Raw genomic sequence first — 26,301 nt, forward strand, 5'->3', positions numbered from 1 at the left:
CTTGAGCCTATCCGTCCTCGGGGGCGGGCTCGTCCAGCAGGATCCGCTCCAGCTCGGCCCGGCCCGGGAGCCCCCGCGGATGGACGGTCTCCCCGCTGCGTACGTAGAGGAAGGTGGCGGTGACCGCGGTGAGCGGCAGCTCGTGCAGCTCGGCCCAGGCCAGCCGGTAGACGGCGAGCTGGAGGGGATCGGCGGTGCGGTGGCGGGTGGTCTTCCAGTCGACGATCTCGTAGGTGTCGCCGGTGCGGTAGACGGCGTCGATACGGCCCCGGATGACGCGGCCCGCCAGCGTGATCTGGAACGGCGTCTCCACGCGGTACGGCGTGCGCCGGGCGTACGCGGTGCGCTCGAACGCCTCCTTCAGCTCGGCGAGGTCCCGCTCGTCGGCGATCTCCGCGTCGCTCTCGTCGCCCCCGGGCAGCTCGTCGGGGCCGAGCAGGGGCAGCGGCAGTTCCTCGTACCGCGACTCCACCCAGGCGTGGAAGCGCGTGCCCCGGCGGGCGGCGGGCTGCGGCGGGCGGGGCATCGGCCGGGCCAGCTCCTGGGCGAAGGCGTCGGGGTCCTCGGCGAGCCGCAGCAACTGGGTGGCGGAGAGCGAGGCGGGCACGATGACCTCGCGCACGGTGGCGCGGGCGCGGCGCAGTTCGCCGGCCAGGGATTCCAGGTCCCGGTCCCAGGAGGCGAGGGTGCGGGCCTCCTCGGGGGTGAGCCGTTCGGGGGGACCGGCCTCCTCGGGGTGGCGGGCGGCCGGGATGTGCGGGGCCGGGTGCGGGGGGCCAGGGGGGCCCGGGGGGCGTTCGGTCGGGAGCTCGTCCCAGTCCCACTCCCCGTCGATCGGCGCCTCGTCGGGCTCGACGTCGACGGGCTCGTCGGGCTCGACGGGCTCGTCCTCGTCAGGCGCCCCGCCCGCGTACGCCACTGCCCCGCCCGCGTACGCCGGTGCCGGCTCGTCGCCGTGGACGGCCAGGCGTTCCAGGTGGGCCAGCACCGTGTCCCGGGCGGTGCGGCGGCGGGCGAGGGCGGCGGTGTCGAGCGGGAGGGGCCAGGCCTGGTCGGTGTCGGGCACCGCGAGGGCCGGGTTCTCCTCGTCCTCGGCGGGCTCGTCCGCCCAGGCCTCGATCTCGCCGTGGCCCGCGGCGCAGTGCTCGTACAGCGCGTCGAGGAAGGCGGACGGGCCGCGCGTCCTCTTCTGGGACGGGCCCCACCAGTGGCCGGAGCCGAGGAGCAGGGAGCGGGGGCGGGTGAAGGTGACATACCCGAGGCGCAGTTCCTCCGTGTGCTGGTGCTCCTTCATCTCCTCCTTGAACGCCTTCAGGCTCTTGGCGTCGAGACCGGCGGCGGTCTCCAGGGCGGGGAGGGTCGCCGCGTCACCGCGCAGGGCGTGCGGGAGCACCTTGGCCTGGGCGGTCCACGCGTCCCGGGACCGGCCGCTGGGGAACTGGCCCGTGACCAGTCCGGGCACGGCGACGACGTCCCACTCCAGGCCCTTGGACTTGTGGGCGGTGAGGACCTTGACGGTGTTCTCCCCGCCGGGCAGAGCGTTGTCGAGGCCCTTCTCGTACTGCGCGGCGGTGCGCAGGAAGCCGAGAAAGGCGAGAAGGGTGGCCTCGCCGTCGAGGGAGGCGAACCGGGCCGCCGTGTCCAGGAAGTTGGCGAGGGTCTCCCGGCGGCGGGCGGCCAGCGCCTGCGGGGACGCGGACAGTTCCACTTCGAGGCCGGTGGTGGCCAGGACGCGGTGCAGGACGTCCATCAGGGGGTCGGCGAGCGAGCGCCGCAGGTCGCGCAGCTCCCGGGCGAGGCGGGCGAAGCGGATCCGGGCCTCGGCGGAGAACGGCAGTCCGTCGTCCGCCGTGTCCCCCGCGACGAGGAAGGTGTCCAGGGCGTCCGCGAGCGATATCACCTCGGCCGGGTCGGTGCCCTCGACGGCGTCCGCGAGCCGCTGGTCCGCGTCGGCGTCGTCCGCGTGGCCGGCCCGGTGCACGAGGAGGCGGGCGCGGCGGCCGAGGAGCGCGAGGTCACGGGGGCCGATGCGCCAGCGCGGTCCGGTGAGGAGGCGGACCAGGGAGGCGTTGGCCCCGGGGTCCTGGAGGACCTCGCAGACGGCGACCAGGTCGGCCACCTCGGGCAGGTGCAGCAGTCCGGCGAGGCCGACGACCTCGACCGGGATGTCCCGGGCGACCAGGGCGGCCTGGATCTGGGGGAAGTCCCCGGCGGTGCGGCACAGGACGGCGATCTCACCGGGCGGGGTGCCGGTGCGCACGAGGTGGGCGAGGGAGTCGGCGAGCCAGTCGATCTCCTCGGTGTGGGTGTTCAGCAGGGCGCAGCGGACCATGCCGTCCCGCTCGGCCCCCGGGGCGGGGCGCAGCGCCTCGACGCCCTCGTGCATCGCGCGCAGCGGCTCGGCGAGGCTGTTGGCGAGCTGGAGGAGGCGGCCGCCGCTCCGGCGGTTCTCGCTGAGGCTGTAGCGGGTGGCGGGGGCTCCGTCGGCGTGCGGGAAGTGCTCGGGGAAGTCGTCGAGGTTGGCGACGGACGCGCCGCGCCAGCCGTAGATCGCCTGGCAGGGGTCGCCCACCGCGGTCACCGCGTGACCGGCCGCTCCCGACGGTCCGCCGGCTCCGAACAGTGCGGCGAGCAGCAGCCGCTGGGCGACCGACGTGTCCTGGTACTCGTCGAGGAGGACGACCCGGAACTCCTCGCGCAGGATCTCCCCGACCTCGGGCCGGGTCAGGGCCAGCTCGGCGGAGAGGGCGATCTGGTCGCCGAAGTCCAGCAGGTCCCGGCTGCGCTTGGCGGCCCGGTAGCGCTCGGTGAGGCCGAGGAGCGAGCGGCGGGCCTCGGCGGTCTCGGGGATCTTGCGCAGGTCGGCGTTGCTGAGTCTCGTGTGCTCCAGGGCGCTCAGCAGCTCGGTGTCGTACGTGTGCAGCGCGCCGGGGCGTACGAGGTGTTCGGACAGCTCCCCGTCGAGCGCCAGGAGATCGCTGACCAGGGTGGGGAAGGACCGGGTGAGCGCGGGATACGGGCCCGGGGCCTCGCGCAGCACCTTCGCCGCGAGCTGGTAGCGGGTGGCGTCGGCGAGGAGGCGGGTGGTCGGCTCGAGGCCGATGCGCAGGCCGTGCTCGGTGAGGAGGCGGCCGGCGAAGGCGTGGTAGGTGGAGATGGTGGGCTCGCCCGGGGGATGGTCCGGGTCGATGACGTCCGGGTCGGTGACCCCGGCGGCGATCAGCGCCTTGCGGACGCGCTCGGCCAGCTCGCCCGCCGCCTTGTTGGTGAAGGTGAGGCCGAGGACCTGCTCGGGCGCGACCTGGCCGGTGCCGACGAGCCAGACCACCCGGGCGGCCATCACCGTGGTCTTGCCCGACCCGGCTCCGGCCACGATCACCTGCGGGGCGGGCGGCGCGGTGATGCAGGCCGTCTGCTCCGGGGTGAAGGGGATCCCGAGGAGCTCCTTGAGCTGCTCGGGATCGGTGATGCGTGGGGACACCTGAGCAACGGTAGCCGGACCCGCTGACAACCCGGTACGAACCGGATGTCCGGTCGACTAGTCGACCACCTGCCGCCCCTCCGGCTGCGCGCTGCACGAGGCGCGGAAGGTGCAGTGGGTGCAGTGGGTGCCCGTGGTGGGCGTGAAGCGTTCGTCCAGGACCTTTCCGGCGGCCGTGGCGAGCAGGTCGGAGACCCACTCCCCGGCCAGCGGTTCCTGCGCCTGGATCTTGGGGAAGGCGTCGCCGCCCTCCTTCTTCGGGGCCGGCTGGCGGAGCTGGACCAGCTCCGCGCCGCCCGGCTCGGGCCGCCGGCCGTCGAAGACCTCGTCCACGGCGCCCTCGCGGACGGCGAGCTGGTAGACGGCGAGCTGGGGGTGGGCGGCGACCTCGTCCTTGGTGGGCGCGCCCTTGCCGGTCTTGAAGTCGACGACGTACGCGCGGCCCTCGGCGTCCTGTTCGACCCGGTCCATGGAGCCTCGGATGCGGACGGCGTACTCGCCCGCCTCCAGGGTCACGTCGAAGTCGTGCTCGCTCGCGGTGGGTGTGCGGCCGCCCCGGTCCAGGACGTGCCACTGGAGGAAGCGCTCCAGGGCGGCGCGGGCGTGGTCCTTCTCCTGCTCGGACTTCCAGGGGGCGTCGAAGACGAGACCGTTCCACACGGAGTCCAGGCGTTCCATGAGGACGTCCAGGTCGGCGGGCGTACGGCTGGAGGCGACCTCGTCGGCGAGTACGTGGACGACGTTGCCGAATCCCTGGGCGGCGGTGGCCGGGGCGTCGGCCTTCACCTCGCGCCCCAGGAACCACTGGAGGGCACAGGTGTTGGCGAGCTGGTCCAGCGCGCTGCCGGAGAGGGTGACGGGCTGGTCGCGGTCGCGCAGCGGGACGGCGGAGCGGGTCGGCTCCTCCAGACCCCACCACCGGTAGGGGTGGGCCGCGGGCACCAGTGGCTGCCCCTCGTCGTCGGTGAGCGCGGCGAGCCGGGCGAGGCGGTGGGCGGCGGCTTCGCGCAGGGTGTCGGAGGCGGCCGGGTCGACCGTGGTGGCGCGCAGTTCGGCGACGAGCGCGGCGACGGCGAGGGGGCGGCGCGGGCGGCCGGTGACGTCGCGGGGTTCGACGCCCAGCTCGGTCAGGAAGCGGGAGGGCTGGTCGCCGTCGTCGGCGGGGGCCTTCACCGCGGTGACGATCAGGCGCTCGCGGGCGCGGGTGGCGGCGACGTAGAAGAGCCGGCGCTCCTCGGCGAGGAGGGCCCCGGGCGTGAGGGGTTCGGCGAGTCCGTCACGGCCGATCCGGTCCGCCTCCAGGAGGGAGCCCCGGCGGCGCAGATCGGGCCAGACCCCCTCCTGGACCCCGGCGACGACGACGAGCCGCCACTGGAGTCCCTTGGAGCGGTGGGCGGTCATCAGGCGTACGGCGTCGGGGCGGGCGGTCCGCCGGGAGAGGGTGTCGGCGGCGATGTCCTGGGCGTCGACCTCTTCGAGGAAGTTGAGGGCCCCGCGCCCGCCGGTGCGCTCCTCGGCGCGGGCGGCCGTGTCGAACAGGGCGCACACCGCGTCGAGATCGCGGTCGGCGTTGCGCCCGCCCGCCCCGCCGCGCAGCGCGGCCCGCTCCAGCCGTCCCGGCCAGGGGGTGCCGTTCCACAGGGTCCACAGGGCCTCTTCGGCGGTGCCGCCGCCTTCGAGGAGCTCGCGGGCCTTGCGCAGGAGCGCGCCGAGGCGCTGCGCGCCGTGGGCGTACGCGGGGTCGTGCGTGACCAGCCGCTCGGGCTCGGCGAGGGCGCGGGCCAGCAGTTCGTCGGAGGGAGCGGGGACCCGGATTCCGGCGGCGCGCTCCTCGTCGCGCAGGGCCCGGCCGAGGCGACGCAGATCGGCGGCGTCCATGGCGCCGAGCGGGGAGGTGAGGAGGGTGAGCGCGGTCTCGGTGTCGAGCCAGGGAGGGGTTCCGTCGGTCTCCGGGGCGGGTGGGGGGCCGGCGTCGTCCGGGGCAGGCAGGGATCCGTCGGCCTCCGGGGCAGACGAGGGTCCGTCGGTCTCCCGGTCCGTCTCGTCGGCCCGGACCGTGTGCAGCGCCGCCGCGGCCACCGTCCGCAGGGCCGTCAGCAAGGGGGCGACGGCCGGCTCGTGGCGCAGCGGGAGGTCGTCGCCGTCGACCTCCAGGGGGACGCCGGCGGAGGTGAGGGCGCGGCGGACGGCGGGCAGCGAGCGGCCTCCGGCCCGTACCAGTACGGCCATCTCCTGCCACGGCACCCCGTCCTCCAGATGGGCGCGGCGCAGCAGGTCCGCGATGTTCTCCAGCTCCGTGGACGCGGTCGGGTAGGTGTACGTCTCGACGCGGCCGCCGTCCCGGACGGCGTGCAGTTCGCGGTGGGCGCGGACCGTGTCGGCGGGCAGCCGGGTCAGCGGCATCCGGCGGGTGAGCAGCCGGGTCGCCGCCAGCAGCCCGGCCCCGGAGCGGCGGGAGGTGGTGAGCACGCCCACGGGCGCGGGGCCCCCGTCCGCCCGGCGGAACGTGTCCGGGAAGTCCAGGATGCCGTTCACGTCCGCGCCCCGGAACGTGTAGATCGACTGGTCGGGGTCGCCGAAGGCGATCAGCGTCCGCCCGCCGCGCGCGTCCGTGCCGCGCCCCCGGTTCCCGGCCAGCGCGTGCAGCAGGCGCACCTGGGCCGGGTCGGTGTCCTGGTACTCGTCGACGTACACCGCGTCGTAGCTCCCGGCCAGCCGTTCCGCCACCTCGGGGTGCTCGGCGAGCAGGACCGCGCGGTGCACCAGCTCCGCGTAGTCCAGGACGCCCTGGGCGTCGAGGATGTCGAGGTACTCGGCGAGGAACTGCGCCGCCGCCGTCCAGTCCGGGCGGCCGGTGCGGCGGGCGAAGGCGGCCAGCGCGTCCGGGCCGAGACCCAGTTCGCGGCTGCGGGCGAGCACGGCGCGCACCTCGTCGGCGAAGCCTCGGGTGGTCAGGCAGGACCGCAGCTCGTCCGGCCAGCGGACGTGGGGCAGGCCCTCCTTCTCCAGGTCGAGCTGGCCGGCGAGCAGTTCACGGACGGTGACGTCCTGCTCGGGCCCGGACAACAGGCGCAGCGGATCGGCGAACAGGTCGGCGTCCTGGTGGGCCCGGACCAGGGCGTAGCAGTACGAGTGGAACGTGGTGGCCTGCGGGCCCCGGGCCGCGCCCAGGCGGGCGGCCATCCGGTCGCGCAGCTCGACGGCGGCCTTGCGGCTGAAGGTGAGGACGAGGATGCGGGCGGGGTCGGCGCCCCCGTTCACCCGGGCGGCGACGGACTCGACGAGGGTGGTGGTCTTGCCGGTGCCGGGCCCGGCGAGGACCAGCAGCGGGCCTCCCGGATGGTCAACCACCGCGCGCTGACCTGCGTCCAGCAGAGGAGGATCCACCGAGCCCGGCGGAGTGCGCACCAGACGGTACGCACCCGTGGTCCGCGGCCGTGACTCACGGTGCGGACTGTGCCGGGTGGAGGAGAGACTCACGTGGTTCGCCGGTCCTGGTGGGTGTACAGGTGATGAGGAACAAGGTCGAGGCAGTCGGGATAGCCGGGGAGAGGGGGCGGAGCATGCCGCGCGATGACGACGCTACGCCAGCGGCGGCGCGGGAGGCAGCGGCCGGGCTGCGTCCCTCGTCACGTCCTCGGCCGGGTCCGGCCGCTCGTGCCGGAGACCGGTGGCGGAGCCTGTGGCGGAACCGGTGGCGGAAGCTGTCAGGTGTGAGTTTTCCCGCCCGGACCGCCAGGACCGACCGGACCACCCGGACCGCGCGAACCGTCCGGCTCGACCGGACCGCCCGCGTCGCCACCGGTGGCACCGGGAGCGCCGGGAGCACCCGTGCCACCCGGGTGCCCGCCGCCGTCCCAGCGGGCGCGGCGCATGTCGAGGCGCGGCAGATGCCCCTCCGCGTGGCGCGACGCCTCGCGCAGCGGGGTGCCCTCCGCGCGGTAGTGGTCCAGCGCCCGCAGCTCGTGGGCGGGGAGCAGCGTCCCGTCGGAGCGGACCACGCGCCACCACGGCACGGCCGATCCGTACAGCGCCATGACCCGGCCGACCTGGCGGGGTCCTCCCTCGTCCAGCCACTCCGCGATGTCGCCGTACGTCATCACCCGGCCGGGCGGGATCAGATCGGCCACGTCGAGGACGCGCTCCGCGTATTCCGGCAGCTCGGCGCCGGTCGGGGCGGTGCCGGAGCCGCCCCCGTCCGTCTGGTCCTGGCTCATCCGCCCCATCCTGCCGTACGCCACCGACAGCCCGACCGACAGCGCGACCGAACCGGTGTCCGTCCGGACACACAGCGTGCACACAGGTGCAAAGGGGCGTATGTTGCGCATCCCGCGCCCGTGCGATGCACCCTGATGCCCCCCTCTGACTGCGGGCCGTGCCACCATCATGCGGGCGGTGACCGGTGATACCAGAACACGAAGACGAACCAGAGGCGACGAAGGAGCAGGGCGTGCAGCCACCGAAGGCGGCGGACGCCTCCGATGCCGGAGAGCGCCCACAGGGTGATCCCGAGTCCTCCGGAGCACCCCGCGCCGACGGCCCCACGACGTCCACCACCGGACATCTGGCCGGCTCCACGCTGTCCTCCGCCGACGCCGCCCTGAGCGACCGCGTCTCCGGGGACGAGCCGCTGCTCCCCGCCCGGGTGCACCGCCCCTCCGACCTGATGCGGCTGCTCATCGGGGTGCTCGCGATCGCGGTCCTCTTCTCGATCGCCGCGTTCGCCCAGGGCACCACCACCGGTCTCGAGGACGACATCTCCAAGGGCACCGAGCAGGCGCCCGATCTGCTGATCAAGATCGCCGGACTGGTGTCCAGCATCGCCGTGCTGCTGGTGCCGGTCGCCTTCGCCATCGAGCGGCTGATCAAACGGGACGGGCTGCGCATCGCGGACGGCGTTCTCGCCGCCGTGCTCGCCCACGGGGTGACGCTCGCCACCGATCTCTGGGTCTCGCGGACCGCGCCCGGCACCATCCAGGACGCGCTGACCCAGCCGCAGACGGCCGGCGGGCTGACCGACCCGGTGCACGGGTATCTCGCGCCGGTCATCGCGTACATGACGGCGGTCGGAATGGCGCGGCGGCCGCGCTGGCGCGTGGTGCTGTGGGTGGTGCTGCTGCTCGACGCGTTCGCGATGCTCGTCGGCGGGTACACCACCCCGTTCTCGATCATCCTCACCGTGCTGATCGGCTGGACGGTGGCGTACGGGACGCTGTACGCGGTCGGCTCGCCGAACGTCCGCCCCACCGGCCAGCACCTGATGGCCGGTCTGCGGCACGTCGGCTTCCGCCCGGTCGCCGCGATGCGCACCGAGGACACCCCGGACAACGCCGACCAGAGCGACCGGGGCCGGCGGTATCTGGTCACCCTGGAGGACGGTCCGCCGCTGGACGTCACCGTCGTCGACCGGGAACAGCAGGCCCAGGGGTTCTTCTACCGGGCCTGGCGGCGGCTCACGCTGCGCGGGATCACCCAGCGGCGCTCCATCCAGTCGCTGCGCCAGGCGCTCGAGCAGGAGGCGCTCCTCGCGTACGCGGCCATCGCCGCCGGGGCGAACGCACCCAAGCTGATCGCCACCTCGGAGCTGGGCCCCGACGCGGTGATGCTCGTCTACGAGCACATCGGCGGCCGGTCACTGGACTCGATGGAGGACGAGGAGATCACCGACGAGCTGGTGCGCAGCGCCTGGCGTCAGGTGAAGGCCCTCCAGTCGCGGCGGATCGCGCACCGCAGACTCACCGGCGACGCCCTTCTGGTGGATCGTTCCGGCAGGGCGTTCGTGACGGATCTGCGCGGGGGCGAGATCGCCGCCGGTGATCTGGTGCTGCGGATGGACGTGGCCCAGTTGCTGACCACGCTGGGGCTGCGCGTGGGGGCCGAGCGGTCGGTCGCCGGGGCGCTGGCCGTGCTCGGCCCGGACGCGGTGGCGGACTGTCTGCCGCTGCTCCAGCCGATCGCGCTGAGCCGTTCCACCCGGGCGACGCTGCGCCGGATCGCCCGCGAGCGTTCGCAGCGCGAGCGGGAGGCGGTGGTGGAGGCCTCGCAGGCCGCCAAGCTGGCGAAGACGCAGGCCGCCGCGGAATCCGCCGAGGGCGCTTCCCCGGATCACGGCGCGGACGCCGCGGACGCCAGGACGGGGCCCAAGGCCGAGCGCAAGTCGCTGCGCACCGAGAAGCAGGCCGAGAAGCGCGCGATCGACGATGCGCTGGAGGAGGCCCGCGAGGAGGATCTGCTCGCCCAGATCCGCCGCGAGGTGCTGCTGATCCGCCCGCAGGCCCCGGTCGAACCGGTCCGTCTGGAGCGCATCAAGCCGCGTACGCTGTTCAGCTTCATCGCCGGGGCCATCGCCGCGTACTTCCTGATCTCGCAGGTCACCCAGGCCGACTTCGGGGCGGTCGTGGAGCAGGCGGAGTGGGGCTGGGTGGCGGCCGCCCTCGGCTTCTCGGCGCTGAGCTACGTGGCGGCGGCGATGAGCCTGCTGGGCTTCGTGCCGGAGCGGGTGCCGTTCCTGAAGACCGTGCAGGCGCAGGTGGCCGGCTCCTTCGTGAAGATCGTCGCGCCCGCCGCGGTCGGGGGCGTGGCGCTGAACACCCGCTTCCTCCAGCGGGCCGGGGTGCGCCCCGGTCTCGCGGTGGCGAGCGTCGGGGCCTCGCAGCTGTTCGGGCTCGGCGCCCACATCCTGCTGCTGGCGCTGTTCGGCTATCTCACCGGGACGGAGAAGACCCCGGACTCGCTGACCCCGTCCCGGACGGTGATCGCGGGTCTGCTCACGGTCGCGGTGCTGGTGCTCGTGGTGACGGCGATCCCGTTCCTGCGGAAGTTCGTGGTGACCCGGGTGCGCTCGCTGTTCGCCGGGGTCGTCCCGCGCATGCTGGACGTGGTGCAGCGGCCGCAGAAGCTGCTCACCGGCATCGGCGGCATGCTGCTGCTGACCGGCCTGTTCGTGCTCTGCCTGGACGCCTCGATCCGGGCGTTCAGCGGCCCGGACGTCCCCCAGCTGAGCTACGCGAGCATCGCGGTGGTCTTCCTCGCCGGGAACGCGCTCGGCTCGGCCGCCCCGACCCCGGGCGGCATGGGCGCGGTCGAGGGCGCCCTGACGCTGGGCCTGATCGCGGTCGGGCTGCCGAAGGAGGTCGCGGCGCCCGCGGTGCTGCTGTACCGCGTGATGACGCTGTGGCTGCCGGTGCTGCCGGGGTGGATCGCCTTCAACCAGCTGACCCGCAAGGGCGAGCTGTAGCGCCGGAGCCGAAGGTCCGGGCGCGGAGCCCGGCCCGCCCCGCCGCCCGCCACCACTCGCATGGACCGCGCCCGGCCGCGCTCCCCGGCGCCCCGCCGCACGATGGGGTCATGAGGACTTCCCCCGCTCTGCGTGCCGCCGCCCTCGCCGCCACCGCCACCGTGCTGCTGCCGCTGGCCGCCTGTTCGGACGGCGGCGACGCAGAGGGGTCCTCGACTCCGACCGGGGCGTCGACCGCCTCACCGTCCTCCACGGCCGGGGAACTGGCCTCGCAGAAGCTCGCCTGGTCCCCCTGTCCACCTCCGAACACGGCCCAGGGCGGCGGCGAGTCGCCGTCCCCGCTGCCCGGCGGCGTGGTGTGGGAGTGCTCCTTCATGGACGTACCGCTCGATTACGCGAAGCCCGACGGCCGCACGATCGAGCTGGCGCTGGTGCGGGGCAAGGCCAAGGACCAGAAGCGGCGGATCGGCTCGCTGGTGTTCAACTTCGGCGGCCCCGGCGCGTCCGGCGTGGCGACGCTGCCCGCCTTCGGCACCGAGTACGACAAGCTCCGTACCCGGTACGACCTGGTGAGCTTCGACCCGCGCGGGGTCGGCCGCAGCGAGGGCGTCCAGTGCGCGGACGACGCCCAGCTGGACGCCTTTTACCAGGAGGACTCCACCCCGGACGACGCGGCCGAGGAGAAGGAGTTCGTCCAGGGCCAGAAGGACTTCATCGCGGACTGCGAGGAGAACTCCGGCCCCGAACTCCCCTTCGTGGGCACCACGAACGCCGCCCGCGACATGGACCTGATGCGCACGGTGCTGGGCGACGACACGTTGCACTACTTCGGCATCTCGTACGGCACCGAGCTGGGCGGCGTCTACGCCCACCTCTTCCCGGACAAGGTCGGGCGGGCGGTCTTCGACGCGGTGGTCGACCCCACGAAGGACGCCGAGCAGTCCTCCCTCGGGCAGGCCCAGGGGTTCCAGCTCGCGCTGGACAACTTCACGAAGGACTGTGCGGAGCGCGACGACTGCGCGCTGCCCGGAGCCACCCCGCAGGAGGTCGAGCAGGGCATCGCCGATCTGCTGGCCGAGCTGGAGGAGGAGCCCGTCGACGGGCTCGGCGACCGGACGCTGACGCAGACGCTGGCCACCACCGGCATCGCGTCCGCGCTGTACTCCAAGGAGACCTGGCCGCTGCTGGAGCAGGGCCTGGACGAGGCGGGCGGCGGGAACGGCGGGCTGCTGCTCGCGCTGGCCGACTCGCTCAACGGCCGCTCGGAGGACGGGCGGTACGACAACTCCAACGCCGCCAACATCTCCATCAACTGCGCCGACAGCAAGCAGCGGTTCTCCCTGGAGCAGACGAAGGCCGCGCTGCCCGCGTTCCGCAAGGCGTCCCCGCTGTTCGGGGACTACCTGGGCTGGGGCCTGATGAGCTGCACCGGCTGGCCGGTCGCGGGCGCCTGGGAGACCCCGGACGTCAGTGCCCCGGGGGCCGCGCCGATCCTCGTCATCGGCAACACCGGCGACCCGGCGACCCCGTACGCGGGCGCGAAGGCGATGGTGGAGAAGCTCGGCAAGGGCGTCGGTGTGGAGCTCACGTACAAGGGCGAGGGGCACGGGGCGTACAACAGCAAGGACGCGTGTGTGCAGCGGGCCGTCGACGGTTATCTGCTGAACGGTACGGTGCCCAAGTCCGGCACGGTCTGCGGGTGATGCCCCTCTCCGGGGCGGGAGTGCCCCCGGCCCCGGGCCCCGGATCCCGTGCCGCCGGTGACGATTAACATGGCGGCACACCACAGCCGCCCGACGCGTCACCACCGGCTTCGGGCCTCGGGGAGGGAAGCCGGATCATGCGTGCGCACCGACGGGTCCATCGGGCCGCCGTTCGAACAGGAGCGGCTCTCCTCGCCGCGGGACTGCTCGCCGGCTGTGGCCTGTTGAGCACGGAGCCGACGGCCTCCGATCCGGCGGACGGCCGCCCCGGCGACGCGTCCGCCACCCCCGCGCCGACGGACCTCGAGGACTCCCCCAAGACGCCCGCCCTGCCCTCGGCGCTCACCTCGCAGCGCCCCGACTGGAAGCGCTGCACGGCCCCGCGCGACGGCGACGCCCCCGGTTCGGCCTGGCGTTGCGCGAGTGTGGACGTACCGCTGGACTACGCGGATCCGTCCGGGGAGACCCTCTCCATCGCGCTGGTCCGCAAGGAGGCCCGGGACAAGCGGCGGCGGCTCGGCTCGCTGCTGTTCAACTTCGGCGGTCCCGGCGGGTCCGGTGTCGCCATACTGCCGCGCGCTGCCGACGGGTACGCGACGCTCAACACCCGCTACGACCTGGTGAGTTTCGATCCGCGCGGGGTCGCGGCCAGCTCCGGGGTGCGCTGCCGCACCGACAAGGAGCAGGAGCAGGCCCACCGGAGCGTCGACCTGACTCCGGACACGGCGGCGGAGGAGGCCGCGTTCATCGAGGACGCGGCGGACTTCGGCACCGGCTGCGAGCGCCGCTCGGGTACGGTCCTGCCGCACGTCGGCACGGCCAACGCCGCCCGTGACCTGGACCTGATCCGCCAGGTCCTGGGCGACGACAAGCTGTCCTACTTCGGCTTCTCCTACGGTACGGAGCTGGGCGGGACGTACGCGCACCTCTTCCCGCAGAACGTGGGACGCACCGTGCTGGACGCGGTGGTCGACCCGACGGCCGACGGGACCGGGCATGCCCGGAACCAGACCACGGGCTTCCAGCGCGCCCTGGAAAACTATCTGAAGGACCGCGGCCAGGACCCGAAGGCGGGCTCGGAGCGCATCGCCCGGCTGCTGGCCCGCATCGACCGGAGTCCCCTGCCGACCGACTCGGGCCGGGAGCTGAGCGAGTCGCTGGCCATCACGGGCATCGTCACCCCGCTGTACTCCGAGTCGAGCTGGCCCGCTCTGACCGCCGCGCTCGACGAGGCGGAGAACGCCGGTACGGGCAATGGCCTGCTCCGGCTCGCCGACTCGTACAACGGCCGCGACGAGCAGGGCAGGTACGACACCCAGAACCACTCCCAGCGGGCGATCTCCTGCGCCGACTCGAAGTCCCGGCCGACCGTGGAGGAGGCTCGTGCGCTGCTGCCGGAGTTCCGCAAACTGTCGCCGGTCTTCGGCCCGTTCCTGGCCTGGGACACCGCCGGGTGGTGTGCTCAGTGGCCGGTCGAGGGGGAGCACGAGACGCCGGAGACCAGCGCACCGGGCGCGGGCCCGATCCTGGTCGTCGGGACGACCGGCGACCCGGCGACCCCGTACGAGGGGGCCCAGCGGATGGCGGACGAGCTCGGCGAGGGCGTCGGCGTCATGCTGACCAACAAGGGCGAGGGGCACGGGGCGTACGGCGGCAACGACTGTGTGACCTCGACGGTGGACGACTATTTCCTGGACGGGAAGGTCCCGGCGGACGGCAAGACCTGCGGATAGCGGGCCTCCCCCGCCCCGGGCATACGGAAGGGCCCGGTCCGCAGCGCGCGGACCGGGCCCCTTCCCGTACGGGGGTGCTGCTAGTACACCGGCTTCTCGGGCTCGATCTGGTTGACCCAGCCGATCACGCCGCCGCCGACGTGCACCGCGTCGGCGAAGCCCGCCGACTTGAGGACCGCGAGGACCTCGGCGCTGCGGACGCCCGTCTTGCAGTGCAGGACGATGCGCTTGTCCTGCGGGAGGTCCTGGAGGGCGGTGCCCATGAGGAACTCGTTCTTCGGGATCAGCTTCGCGCCGGGGATCGAGACGATCTCGTACTCGTTCGGCTCGCGGACGTCGATGATCTCGATCTTCTCGTCGCCGTCGATCCACTCCTTGAGCTGCTTGGGAGTGATCGTCGCGCCGAGCGCCGCCTCCTGGGCCTCCTCGGACACGACGCCGCAGAAGGCCTCGTAGTCGATGAGCTCGGTGACGGTGGGGTTCTCGCCGCAGATCGCGCAGTCGGGGTCCTTGCGGACCTTGACCTGGCGGTACTGCATCTCCAGGGCGTCGTAGATCATCAGGCGGCCGACCAGCGGGTCGCCGACGCCGGCGAGCAGCTTGATGGCCTCGGTGACCTGGATGGAGCCGACGGAGGCGCAGAGCACGCCCAGCACGCCGCCCTCGGCGCAGGAGGGGACCATGCCCGGCGGCGGGGGCTCCGGGTAGAGGCAGCGGTAGCAGGGGCCGTGCTCGGACCAGAACACGGACGCCTGGCCGTCGAAGCGGTAGATCGAGCCCCAGACGTAGGGCTTGTTCAGCAGCACCGCGGCGTCGTTGACGAGATAGCGGGTGGCGAAGTTGTCCGTGCCGTCCACGATCAGGTCGTACTGCGCGAAGATCTCCATCACGTTCTCGGCTTCGAGCCGCTCTTCGTGAAGGACCACGTTGACGTACGGGTTGATGCCCAGCACCGAGTCCTTGGCGGACTCGGCCTTGGAGCGGCCGATGTCGGCCTGGCTGTGGATGATCTGGCGCTGCAGGTTCGACTCGTCGACCTCGTCGAACTCCACGATGCCCAGCGTGCCGACGCCGGCCGCGGCCAGGTACATCAGAGCCGGCGAGCCGAGGCCGCCGGCGCCGACACACAGCACCTTGGCGTTCTTCAGGCGCTTCTGTCCGTCCATCCCGACATCGGGGATGATCAGGTGGCGGGAGTACCTGCGGACCTCGTCGACGGTGAGCTCAGCAGCTGGCTCGACCAGGGGTGGCAGCGACACAGGAACCTCAACAATGCAGGTGGTCGGATTCTACGTAGACCGGCTTCTTACGGTCGACTACGTACGGTTGTTCTCCCCGTAACACTGCCACGCCCCTCCTCATTCCGAGATACCGGGTCCGATCCGCGAGACGATTTCGTCCCAGTACCTGGGCAGCGCCGCGAATGGATCGGTTTGTCCGCTTCGGCCGTCCCGGTCGGTGAAGAAGATCGTCCCGGCGCCCTGCCAGCGGGCGATCCGCATGGCCTCCTCGAGGTGGGTGCGCGGGACCCCGTGGACGAAGTGGGCGAACCGCTCGGGGGGATAGTCGGCGGTCCACTCGGCCACCTGGGACCAGCGGTAGTCGGTCCAGGGGCCCTGGAAGGTGACCAGCTGGTCGGCCGCCTCCGCGTACCCGGGATACGGCTGGGTGCCGTGGCCCAGCACCAGCCGGCCCCCGCCGTCCGCGCTGTCGCTCTCGGCCAGCAGGGCGTGCAGGGTGCCGGTGAGCCGCCGGACCGCGGGCAGCCCGGCGCGCTCCGCGGGGCACCGGGCGAGGTAGAAGCCCCCGGTCCGGTACCAGTCGATGAAGGACCGGGCGTCCGCGATCAGCTCGTCGAAGGGCCGCTCGCCGAAGGCGAGGTCGAGGTGGCCCAGCAGCCTGCCGCCGGAGGCCCGGACGGTGTCCTGCGGGGCCTCGCCGTGCAACGCGCGGTCGCGGGCGTTGCGCAGTCTGCCCGCCGCCTCCAGACAGTGCGGGTCGGGCCGGGAGCCGGGGCCTTCGGCGATGTTGAGGACGGCCCAGTGCAGCGGGGTGCCGGGACGGACCAGCTCGGCCCATTCGGCGGGGGCGAGCAGCGGGTGGGCATAGCCCGGGACGCCGAAGCCGAGCTGTTCGCCGCCCGCGGTCCGGCGGGCGTCGGCGGGAGCGGTCAGATGCGGCACGCCGCCTCCATCCAGATGTCCGCGAGCGACTCCTCCAGGTTGATCCGGGGCCGCCAGCCGAGCCGGTCGCGCGCGGTGCGGACGTCGGCCTGCTGCCAGGCTCCGCAGCCGTCCGGATACGGGGACGGGGTGGCGGAGAGGTGTTCCATGACGGACTCGGTGGAGGTGCGCGGGGCCCCGATCGGCAGGCGCGCGGGGGGCGTGTCCAGCTCGTGGAGTGCGCCCGCGTAGCCGGCGACTCTCGCCAGGACGGCGGCGGCGTCGCGGAGGCGGACGGCGCGGCCGGTGCCGATGTTGACGACCCCCTGGGCGGCGGAGAGCGAGGCGGCGTGGACGGCCCGCGCCACGTCCCGTACGTCGACGAAGTCCCGCTGCACGCCGAGGCCGCTGAGCTTCAGCTCGCCGTCTCCGGACTGCATGGCCCGGCGCATCGCCTCGGCGAGCCGGCCGAGCGGGGAGCCGGCCGGGGTGCCGGGGCCGACCGGTGAGAAGACCCGCAGCACGACGGCGTCGAGGCCGGAGCCGAGGACCAGTTCGGTGGCGGCGAGCTTGCTGACGCCGTACGGGCCGCCGGGGCGCGGGACGGCGTCCTCGGCGGTGGAGGACCCGGGCTGCGAGGGCCCGTACTCCGAGGCGCAGCCGACCTGGACGAGCCGGGCCCCGCAGCCGCTGCGGCGCAGGGCCTCGCAGACGGTGGCGACGGCGACGGTGTTGTGGCGGGTGAGGTCACGGGCGCCGCCGCGGGTGGCGCCAGCGCAGTTGACGACGACTCCGGGGTGGACGGCGTCCAGGAAGCGGGTGAGGGCTCCCGGGCTGCCGCCGGCGAGGTCGAACCGGACGTCGGCGTCGTCGCCGCGGCCGAGGGCCGTGAGGTGGACGGCGGGGTCGGCCAGCAGACGGTCGGCGACGAAGCGGCCGAGGAATCCGTTGGCTCCGAGCAGCAGCACCCTCATCGCGCACCGCCTCGGTGCCGACGGCTCACTGCCGGTGCGGGGGACTGGGGGGTCATGGCGGGTTTCTCCTCGGTCGGTTCGGTCGGTGCCGGGCGGGGCCCGCGGCGTCGGCTCCGCGGGAGTGGGTCGGTGAAGCGGTGGGGCGGTCGAGCGGTCGAGCCTTCTGGCGGTGGGGCGGTCCGGGGGGGTGGTGCGGTGGTACGTCGGTGGGGCCGGCTCAGGCCCGGGTGTGGGCGGAGGCCCGGGAGAGCGCGAGGGCCGCGTGCAGCAGCAGCCCGAGGGCCGCCCCGCCGCAGGCGAGGGCGGGCACGGCTCCGGTCCCGCCCGCTGAGACGAGGGCGTTCACGGGCTGGGCGAGGGGTTCGAGTCCGGGGAGCCGGGCGGCGAGGACGAGGGCCGGAGCGCCCGCCTCGACGGCACAGGCCGCGGCGAGCGCGACGGTGCCCGGCTCGGGCAGTCCGTGGGCGGCGAGCAGCCGGGCCACGAAGAACAGGACCCCGAGGGCGGCCGCCGCGACGGGCGTCCCGCTGCCGCCGAGGCCGAGATCGGCCAGCAGGAGCAGCGGCAACAGCGCGCCGAGGAAGAGCGTGACGGCGGCGAGGAGCAGCGGGCGCACGCCCGCGCCGAACTCCTCCAGGGCGCGGCTGCCGGCCAGTTTGCGGTGGGCGTGGACGGTGAAGAAGTGGGCGCACCAGGCGGCCGGGGCGATCGCGGCGGCGAGACCGAGCAGCGGGGCGGGGGTGCCGTCCCACGGGCCGTCCGGGCCGCCGGTCATGACCTGGGCGAGCAGCTCCTCGCCGTACACCGCGTAGCTGAGCAGCCAGCAGCCGTACATCCCGGCGCGGCCCGCTCCTTCCGGGGCGCGCAGCGGCCCCCGGCCCAGGCACGCGCGGAGCGCCAGGCAGGCCAGGACGGCGCCGACGACGGTGATCAGCGCGCGCGTCCCGTCGCCGAGCACGCCCTCGGTGACCCGGAGCAGTCCGGCGGTCGCCAGGCAGGCGGCTCCGGGGAGCAGGGCGAGGAGTGTCCAGGCGGCCCGCGCCTCGGTGTCGGGGCCGGGGCCCGGGACTCCGTCGGCGGCGGGCTCCTGCGGGCGACGCGGCATCCGGGCGTACAGCTCCTCGGCGAGGGCGAAGACGTCCCGGTGGCGGTAGCGGGCGGCGGTGCGGTCGGTGATGCCGTGCGCCTCCAGGCCCGCGGCGATCTCCAGCGGGTCCACGGCCCTTTCGCACAGGTCGCGGTGGTGGTGCAGCAGGGATTTCACCGGGTCGGCCGGGCCCCGGCGGGCGGTGGCGGCCGGGGCCCGGCGCGCCGTGGTGCGGGGCGGGATCTCCGCGGGGCGTTCCGGGGCGGCGGGGGTCGCCTGGTCGTCCGGACGGGTCATCGGGTGGTCTCCGTGGTCGTGGAGGGTCGAGTGGTCACGCATCGCCGTCCCCCGCCGGTCCTGCCGCGACCGCGCAGACACCCTCGGGCTCCGGTTCCCGCGCGTGCTGCGGCTCGGGCTCACCGGGCCGGTCCGGCAGCCGGGCCCCGGGCGCGGCCCAGCCCGGCACGTCGGCAGCGGCAACAGCGGCAGCGGCGACGGGCGACGCCTGCGGATCGGGTAGGGGCCGGCCTCGGGGCCCCGGCTGGGTCCAGTGGCCCAGGAGGCGGGCCTCTGGCGGGGTGGCGAAGGGCAGCGGGTCGCCGTGGGCGTCCACCGTGTCGGCCTCCCGGCGCACCGGGGTATGCGAGATCAGCTCGAGGTAAATGCCGCGAAATGCCGCGAGGTTCTGTTCGACGGTGAAGAGTTCGAGCGCTCGGGCCCGCGCGGCGGCCCCCAGCCTGGCCCGGCGCTCGGGGTCGCGCAGCAGCGCGATACAGGCGTCCGCGAGCGCCTTGGGGTTGCGCGGGGGCACCACCAGGCCCGTGCCGCCGATGACCTCGACGACCGCTCCCACATCGGTGGAGACGGTGGCCCGGCCGCAGAACATGGCCTCGACGAGGCTGACCGGGAAGCCCTCGACGACGCTGGAGAGGACGATCACGCCGCCCGCCCCGTAGGCCTCGGCGAGATCGGGGACCTCGGGGCCGCCGATCTCCTCGAAGGTGACCGGGCTGACCCCTTCGGTGTGTGCGCCGGTGGCCTCGTCGGGGAAGAGCTGGGCGGCCAGGGCCCGGCAGTGGGTGAGATGGGCGGCCCCCTCCTCGCCCGGGGCCGGGGCGCCGAAGATGCGCAGCCGGGCGTCGGGCTCGGCGCGGCGGACCTCGGCGAAGGCGTGGAGGAGGGCGATCAGGTCCTTGGCGGGCTCGACCCGGCCGACCCAGACCAGCGTGTCGGGGCCGCCCGCGTCGTCGTCCTCGCCGACCGGGCCGAAGCGCTCGGCGGCCATGCCCGGGTAGACCGTGCGCTGGGTGGCGGGGTCGGCCCCGCAGCGCTGCTGCCAGCGGCGGACGTGGGTGTTGCCGGGGGTGACGATCGCGGCCTGCCGGTAGACCTCGGTGGCGAGACGGCCGTGGAATCCGGCGAGGAGGGCGCGCACGGGGGCCCCGTAGGGGGTGTCGGAGGCGGCCAGGTAGTGCGCGCGCAGCTGGACGCCGTGCTCGGTGACCAGCAGGGGCACTCCGAAGAAGCGTTTGGCCAGGAGTCCCGGGAGGGCGGCCGCGCCGCCGGAGGCCGCATGGCAGAGGTCGACGGCGCCGAGGCTCTCCTGGTCGTACCAGTCCAGCGAGAGCGGGCGCAGCGCGCGTTCCAGCTCGGCGGCGAAGGCGAGGTGGTCGGGCACGGTGGCGCTCTGCACGGTCCGGCCGGTGCCGCGGGCGCGGGAGGCGGTCTCCAGGATCCGCACGGTGGTCTCGGAGCGCAGGGCGAGGTGGAGTCCGCCGCGTTCGCGGGCGAGCTCGGCGAGGCCGTAGAGCCCGTCGGCGAAGAGCCCGGCGCCGGGGCCCGCCTCCGCGCCCGCCTCGTCGGGGGTGCAGATCGCGGTGGCGAGGGCGGTGAGGTGGGTGGTGAAGCGCTTGCGGTCGCGCCGTCCGTAGGACTGTTCGCCGCCGGTCACCAGGCGGGCCAGCAGGCCGCGTTCGCCGCTGCCGCGCAGGGTGCCGTCCTCGGGGGTCCACAGCGGGGCGGTGCGCACCCGGCTGACCTGGTGCGGCAGCCGGACCCAGCCCTGGTCCTCCTGGTGGGCGGAGCGGCTCAGGGCGAACAGGTCGAACTCGTGCTGCGGCAGCCCGCGCACCAGTCGGTCGCACCAGAGTCTGGACTCACCGGTCGCATACGGATAACCACCGTCGGTGAGCAGTCCGATCCGCACGAGTACACCCCCGATCTCCCTTGTGGGCGGCCGCCGTTGAAACGGCGACTCGCAGCGGGACGACCGTATGCGGATACGACGGTGGTGCGACGGACGGTTGTCCGTCGCACCACCGAAAGGGGTGAACCGTCGTAACTTTCCCGCCCCCGTCGCGTTCCGTCGCGATACAGCGGTCGGTTGTTACGGAGGGTCAGGCTGCGGCCAGTTCCCTGCGGGCCGTCCGGCGGGCCGCGGCGAGCCCGGGATCGAGGGCGGGAACGGCCGCCAGCAGCTGCCGCGTGTACGGGTCCCGGGGGTCGCCGTACACCGCGTCGGCGCTGCCCTGCTCGACGATCAGGCCCCGGCGCATCACCGCGACCCGGTCGCTGACCTGCCGGACCACGGCAAGGTCGTGGGCGATGAAGACGAGGCCGATGCCCAGCTCCCGCTGGAGCTCCGACAGCAGGTCGATGACCTGGGCCTGGGTGGTGACGTCCAGCGCGGAGACCGGTTCGTCGCAGACGATCAGCTTCGGCTCGGCGGCCAGGGCGCGGGCGATCCCGATGCGCTGGCGCTGGCCGCCGCTGAACTCGTGCGGGTAGCGCTCGTAACGCCCCGGGTCGAGCCCGACGCGCTCCAGCAGCTCGCCCACCCGGTCCCGGATCCGGCCCTCGTCGCTCTCCCCGGCGGCCCGCAGCGGATCGGCGACGGACTCCCCGACGGAGCGGCGGGGGTTGAGGGAGGCGACGGGGTCCTGGAAGACCATCTGGAGCTCGCGGCGGAAGGACCGCAGCTCCTTCTCGGGCAGCGAGCCGATCTCCGTGCCGCCGTACCGGAGGCGGCCCGCCGTCGGGTCCAGCAGCCGGACCAGCATCCGGCCCAGGGTGGTCTTGCCGCTGCCGCTCTCGCCGACGATGCCGAGCGTCTGCCCGGTGTGCACGGCGAGCGAGACCCCGTCCACGGCGGCGACCCGCGCACTCCCCCGGCCGAACTCGCGCCGCAGGTCGACGGCTTCGAGGAGGGGCGCCGTGTCCTCCGCGGCACGCGGCGGGGGCGCCGGCACGATCCTGCGGGTCTCCACCCTCGGTACGGCGGCCAGCAGTTCCTTGGTGTACGGCTCGCGCGGCGCGCCGAGGACCCGGGTGACCGGGCCGCGTTCCACCTCCTTGCCGTGCCGCATCACCAGCACCTCCTCCACGCTCTCCGCCGCCACCCCCACGTCATGGGTGACGAGCAGGAGCCCCATGCCGGTCTCGTGGCGCAGGTCGTGCAGCAGGTCCAGGATCTGGGCCTGCACGGTGACGTCGAGGGCGGTGGTCGGCTCGTCCGCGACGATCAGCCGCGGTTCGCAGGCGAGCGCCATCGCGATGAGCGCGCGCTGCCGCATGCCGCCGGAGAACTCGTGCGGGCGCAGCCGGGAGCGGCGGGCCGCGTCGGGGATGCCGACCCGGTCCAGCACCTCGACGGCGCGGACCCGGGCGGCCTTGCGGGAGACGGGACGGTGGACCCGGTACACCTCGGCGATCTGGTCGCCGACCGGGTAGTACGGGTCGAGCGAGGACAGCGGGTCCTGGAAGACCATGGCCGCCCGCGCGCCCCGCAGCGACCGCAGTTCACGCTCGCCGGCCGCGTTCACGTCCGTACCGGCGACGCGGACGGAGCCGCCGACCCGGGCGCCGGTTCCCCGGTGCAGGCCGAGCAGGGCGTAGGCGGAGGCGCTCTTGCCGGAGCCCGACTCCCCCACCACACCGAGCGCGCCGCCCGCCTCCAGGGTGAAGGAGAGCCCGTCGACGGCCCGGACGGAGCCGAAGTCGACGGTGAGGTCCGCGACCTCCACCAGGGGTTGGGGTGTTGTCATGACAGGACCACCCGTCGGTCGGCCAGCGCGTACAGCAGGTCCGCGACGGCATTGGCGAGGACGACGAAGAACCCGGTCACCAGCACCATGCCGACCACGACCGGCAGGTCGACGACCTTGACCGCGTGGACCAGTTCGCGGCCGATGCCGGGGATGCCGAAGAGGGACTCGGTGAGCACCGCGCCGCCGAACATCGAGCCGAAGTCCAGGGCGCTCAGGGCGATGACGGGCGCCACCGCGCCCCGGAGGGCGTGCCGGCCGATGATGGCCCGCTCGCCGACCCCGTACGCGCGAAAGGTGCGCACATGGTCCTCGGCGAGGGTCTCCAGCATCGCGCTGCGGGTGAGGCGGGCGTACTTGGCGGACTCGATGAGCGCCAGGGACGTCCAGGGCAGCAGCAGTCCCCAGGCCCACTGTTCGGGGTCCTCGGTGAACGGTACGTAGGACGGGGCGGGCAGCCACTGGAGGGTGGAGCAGAACACGATGATGAGCAGCAGTCCGATGACGAAGACCGGGGTGGCGGAGCCGGCCAGGGTCAGCCAGGTCAGCACGCGTTCGGTGATCCGGCCGCGCCGCCAGGCGGAGAGGACGCCGGTGCCGACGCCGAGCAGCAGCCAGCCGGCGAACGCGCCGATCACCAGCGAGCCGGTGACCGGGAGCTTGGCCAGGATGAGCTGGGTGACCTGCTGGTCGGACTGGTAGGAGACGCCGAGGCAGGGCATCGCGCAGTGTTCGGCGCCGGTGCCGGTGGAGAAGTCGCGCCCGGCGACGATGCCCTGGAGGAAGTGCGCGTACTGCACGTACACCGGGTCGTCCAGCCGCAGTTGCTCGGTGACCTGGGCGACCTGGGCGGGCGAGCAGCGCGGGCCGCAGGCGATCTGGGCGACATCGCCGGGAGCGACGTAGAAGATCCCGTACAGGATGGCGGTCAGGGCGAACAGGACGAGGGCGGCGCCGCCGAGCCGCCGGATCAGGAAGCCGGTCATGCCGCACCTCCCCCGGTGTTCTTGGTGCCCACGCGGAGCCGGGACGCGGCGCGCGGGTCGAGTGCGGTGCGCACGCCCTCGCCGAGGACGGTGAGCGCGAGGACGGTGACGAAGAGGAGTCCGGCCGGGATCAGCAGATACGTGGGGGCCGCCTGGTACCAGGTGTCGGCCTCGGTGAGCATCTGGCCCCAGGACGGGGTGGGCGGTTTGATGCCGACGCCGAGGAAGGACAGGGCCGCCTCGACGATGATGTTGGTGGGGAAGGCCAGGGCCGCGTACGTGATGACGGGTGCGGCGAGCGAGGGCAGCAGCTCGCGGCGGGCGATGGACCAGGGGCCGCGCCCGGTGAGCCGGGCGGCCGAGACGAAGTCGAGGGACTTCAGGGTGAGCGCCTGGGCCCGCACGATCTTCGAGGTGCCGGCCCAGTTGATGCCGCCGATGACGAGGGCGATGAGGACGGGCCTCGGGAAGGTCTCGGGGACGATCGCCAGGAGCGCCAGGGCGATGACCATGATCGGCAGGGCGACGTTGATGTCGGTGATCCGACTGAGGATCTGGTCGGTGCGGCGGCTGCCGAGGGCCGCGGCGAGTCCGATGACCAGGCCGAGGGCGATCTGGAGGACGGTGGCGACGAGGGCGACGCCGAGCGAGACCCGGGCGCCGTGCACGACCCGGGCGAACAGGTCGCGGCCGGTGCCCGGTTCGACGCCGAGCCAGTGCTCGCCGCTGATGCCGCCGAAGGAGCCGAGGGGGACGCCGCCGGCCGCCGAGTCGACGAGGTCGGGGTGGTAGGCGTTGGGGTCCTGGCCCGCCAGTGCGGTGAGCAGCGGTGCGGCGAGCGCGACCAGGACGAGCAGGAGGACGACGAGGGCCGCGGCGGAGGCCGCGCGCTGGGCGCGCAGCCTCCGCCAGAACAGCCGGGCCCCCGAGGCGGGGGCGACGGCCGGCGCCGCTCCCGCCTCCTGGACCAGGAGTGCTTCCGACATGGCTACTTGACCGCGGCCTGGGAGACGTCGAGGACGCCGGTCCAGTCGCTGATGACGATGTTCTTGACGTCCTCGCCGTACAGCCGCTTGTAGACGGGGTGGAAGAGCGGCACGGTCAGGGCCTTCTCACCGATCTTCTCGTCGAGCGCACCCCAGCGGGCGGCGGCGGCCTTCAGGTCGGTGATCTTGTTGATCTCGTCGATCTCCTTGTTGACCGCGGGGTCGTTCAGGAAGCCGGTGTTGAAGTTGGCGCCGTCCTTCACGATCTGCCGGCCGTCGAAGATCGGGGCGAGGAAGGGACCGCCGGAGGGCCAGTCGGCTCCCCAGTGGGCGAGGAAGAAGCCGGGCTCCTTCTTCGCGCTGTGGATGGTGTCGGAGTAGTCGTTGCTCTCCAGGCCCTGGAGCTTGACGGTGATGCCGGCCTTCTTGAGCGCGGCCTGGATCGCGGTGGCGATCTCCGGGCTGGTCTCGAAGTCCTTGTCGTTGGAGTGGGTGAGGGTGACGGTCAGGCCCTTGGCGTGCCCGGCCTCCTTGAGCAGCTCCTTCGCCTTCTGCGCGTTGCCGGTCGGGCCCGCCGGGAAGTGGTCGTAGGGCGTGTGGCCGAAGGACTCCTGGTTCGGCAGGTAGGTGGTGGCGGGCTCGGCGAGCGACGAGCCGCCCGCCGCGTTGACGACGGAGGAGCGGTCGACGGCGTACGAGATCGCCTGGCGCACCTTCGGGTCGTCGAAGGGCTTCACCTTCGGGTTGAAGGCGATGTAGTTGGTGTAGCCGAAGTGGCCGGTGCCGACGCGGGCGGCGAGCTTCTTGTCGCTGCTGACCTTGGCGAGTTCGGCGGGGCCGAGGTTGGTGTCGGTGGTGACGGCCGCGGAGTCGGCGCCCTGGGAGGCGGAGAGCCGCTGGTTGATGACGGCGGAGTCGAGGCCGGAGCGGACGTCGATCCGGTCGGGGTAGGCCTTGCGCTCCTCGTCGGTGCCGGCCGACCAGTGCGGGTTGCGCTCCAGGATGATGCGCTCACCGTCGTTCTCGTTGGTGACGACCTTGTACGGGCCCGAGGAGAGGGGGTGCTCCTCGTACTTGGTGCCGGTGTCCTTGGCCTGCGGCACCGGGGTGGTCTGGGTCTGGGTGGCGAGGAAGGGGAACTCGCCCTCGGGCTTGTTGAGGTGGAAGACGATCGTCTTCCCGTCGGGCACCTCGATGGAGTCGAGGCCCTTCTTGTCCTGGTACGGGCCCTGGTAGTCGGCCCCGCCGATCAGCCAGTCCCGCAGGTAGGGCGCGCCGCCGGAGAGTTCGGCGGCGAAGGATCGCTCGATGCCGTACTTGATGTCGGCGGAGGTGATCGCGGTGCCGTCCTCGTACTTCAGGCCGTCCTTGAGGGTGTACGTCCACACGGTGGCGTTCTTGCTGGGCGTGCCGAGGTCGGTGGCCAGGTCGGGGACGACCTTCGCGCCCTCGGCCCCGTCCTCGCGGTTGCGGGTAGTGAGGGTGCGGAAGACGAGGGAGGGGACGTTGCCGCCGCCGGAGGTGTAGAGCCGGGCGGGGTCGAAGTCCTGCTGCGGGTTGCTGTTCAGGACGGTGAGGGTGCCGCCCTTCTGCGGCTTGCCCTCGGCGCCGGACGCGCCGGCGGCGTTCTTGCTGTCCTCGGGGCCGCAGGCCGCGACGCCCGCGGCCAGGACGAGAACCGCGGTGGACGCTGCCACGCGGCGGGATATGACGGACGGTTGACGCATCGGAAGATGACCTCTCGGAGTGCTGCGAGCGAAGGAAGCGGAGAAGGCGAAAAGGCGGCATCCGCGCAGGCGACAACGAGAAGGACATACCGGACCCCGTCATCGGGGAACGAAAGGAAAAGGCCGCGCCTGCGGACGGAAAGACGTCCGGGCGCGGCAGTCATGGGGGCCCGCCGGAGCCG

Annotated in this window: 15 protein-coding genes; 3 read left to right on the forward strand and 12 right to left on the reverse strand. The window is 73.6% G+C overall.

Annotated elements, in window-relative coordinates:
* Positions 1-7 precede the first annotated feature (7 nt).
* From ACH4UK_RS09830 to ACH4UK_RS09840, 3 genes are all read right to left on the reverse strand, one after another.
* On the reverse strand, positions 8-3,481 hold the full coding sequence (locus ACH4UK_RS09830) for an ATP-dependent DNA helicase (protein ID WP_398355499.1): 3,474 nt from the start codon (positions 3,479-3,481) through the stop codon (positions 8-10).
* A 57-nt stretch (positions 3,482-3,538) separates the two neighbouring features.
* Positions 3,539-6,961: an ATP-dependent helicase gene (locus ACH4UK_RS09835; RefSeq protein ID WP_398355500.1), complete on the reverse strand. Its 3,423-nt coding sequence runs from the start codon at positions 6,959-6,961 to the stop codon at positions 3,539-3,541.
* Between the two features lie 227 nt (positions 6,962-7,188).
* Complete coding sequence (locus tag ACH4UK_RS09840) at positions 7,189-7,698, reverse strand: MGMT family protein (protein ID WP_398355501.1); 510 nt, start codon at positions 7,696-7,698, stop codon at positions 7,189-7,191.
* Between the two features lie 233 nt (positions 7,699-7,931).
* Here ACH4UK_RS09840 and ACH4UK_RS09845 point away from each other — a divergent pair, with 233 nt between their 5' ends.
* From ACH4UK_RS09845 to ACH4UK_RS09855, 3 genes are all read left to right on the forward strand, one after another.
* On the forward strand, positions 7,932-10,718 hold the full coding sequence (locus ACH4UK_RS09845) for a YbhN family protein (protein WP_398355502.1): 2,787 nt from the start codon (positions 7,932-7,934) through the stop codon (positions 10,716-10,718).
* Positions 10,719-10,828: 110 nt separating this feature from the next.
* Positions 10,829-12,421: an alpha/beta hydrolase gene (locus ACH4UK_RS09850; protein WP_398355503.1), complete on the forward strand. Its 1,593-nt coding sequence runs from the start codon at positions 10,829-10,831 to the stop codon at positions 12,419-12,421.
* Positions 12,422-12,558: 137 nt separating this feature from the next.
* Positions 12,559-14,154, forward strand: a complete 1,596-nt coding sequence (locus ACH4UK_RS09855) for an alpha/beta hydrolase (RefSeq protein ID WP_398355504.1) — start codon at positions 12,559-12,561, stop codon at positions 14,152-14,154.
* A gap of 80 nt (positions 14,155-14,234) precedes the next feature.
* On the opposite strand, the gene moeZ is transcribed toward ACH4UK_RS09855, so the two are convergent.
* The 9 genes from moeZ to ACH4UK_RS09900 form a co-directional block, all read right to left on the reverse strand.
* The gene (gene moeZ / locus ACH4UK_RS09860) at positions 14,235-15,413 is read right to left on the reverse strand and encodes an adenylyltransferase/sulfurtransferase MoeZ (protein ID WP_398355505.1); all 1,179 of its coding nucleotides are present in this window, start codon (positions 15,411-15,413) and stop codon (positions 14,235-14,237) included.
* Between the two features lie 99 nt (positions 15,414-15,512).
* A complete protein-coding gene (locus ACH4UK_RS09865) occupies positions 15,513-16,337 on the reverse strand; it encodes a spherulation-specific family 4 protein (protein WP_398355506.1) in 825 nt (274 codons plus the stop codon).
* Positions 16,325-17,290 carry an NAD-dependent epimerase/dehydratase family protein gene (locus ACH4UK_RS09870; protein ID WP_398355507.1) on the reverse strand — a complete coding sequence of 322 codons (966 nt, stop codon included), beginning with the start codon at positions 17,288-17,290 and terminating at the stop codon, positions 16,325-16,327. Before ACH4UK_RS09870 ends, ACH4UK_RS09865 begins: the two co-directional genes overlap by 13 nt.
* Before the next feature lie 217 nt (positions 17,291-17,507).
* A complete protein-coding gene (locus ACH4UK_RS09875) occupies positions 17,508-18,674 on the reverse strand; it encodes a hypothetical protein (RefSeq protein ID WP_398355508.1) in 1,167 nt (388 codons plus the stop codon).
* A 34-nt stretch (positions 18,675-18,708) separates the two neighbouring features.
* Positions 18,709-20,583 (reverse strand): DUF3492 domain-containing protein, encoded by a 1,875-nt coding sequence (locus ACH4UK_RS09880; protein ID WP_398355509.1) that lies wholly within the window; start codon positions 20,581-20,583, stop codon positions 18,709-18,711.
* Between the two features lie 190 nt (positions 20,584-20,773).
* A complete protein-coding gene (locus tag ACH4UK_RS09885) occupies positions 20,774-22,420 on the reverse strand; it encodes an ABC transporter ATP-binding protein (RefSeq protein WP_398355510.1) in 1,647 nt (548 codons plus the stop codon).
* Positions 22,417-23,406, reverse strand: a complete 990-nt coding sequence (locus tag ACH4UK_RS09890; protein ID WP_398355511.1) for an ABC transporter permease — start codon at positions 23,404-23,406, stop codon at positions 22,417-22,419. The genes ACH4UK_RS09885 and ACH4UK_RS09890 overlap by 4 nt, the downstream gene beginning before the upstream one ends.
* Positions 23,403-24,392 (reverse strand): ABC transporter permease, encoded by a 990-nt coding sequence (locus ACH4UK_RS09895; RefSeq protein WP_398355512.1) that lies wholly within the window; start codon positions 24,390-24,392, stop codon positions 23,403-23,405. The genes ACH4UK_RS09890 and ACH4UK_RS09895 overlap by 4 nt, the downstream gene beginning before the upstream one ends.
* A 2-nt stretch (positions 24,393-24,394) precedes the next feature.
* The gene (locus ACH4UK_RS09900) at positions 24,395-26,119 is read right to left on the reverse strand and encodes an ABC transporter substrate-binding protein (RefSeq protein WP_398355513.1); all 1,725 of its coding nucleotides are present in this window, start codon (positions 26,117-26,119) and stop codon (positions 24,395-24,397) included.
* Positions 26,120-26,301 lie beyond the last annotated feature (182 nt).

Source organism: Streptomyces sp. NPDC020884, assembly GCF_044333935.1.
In the GTDB taxonomy this organism is placed as follows: domain Bacteria; phylum Actinomycetota; class Actinomycetes; order Streptomycetales; family Streptomycetaceae; genus Streptomyces.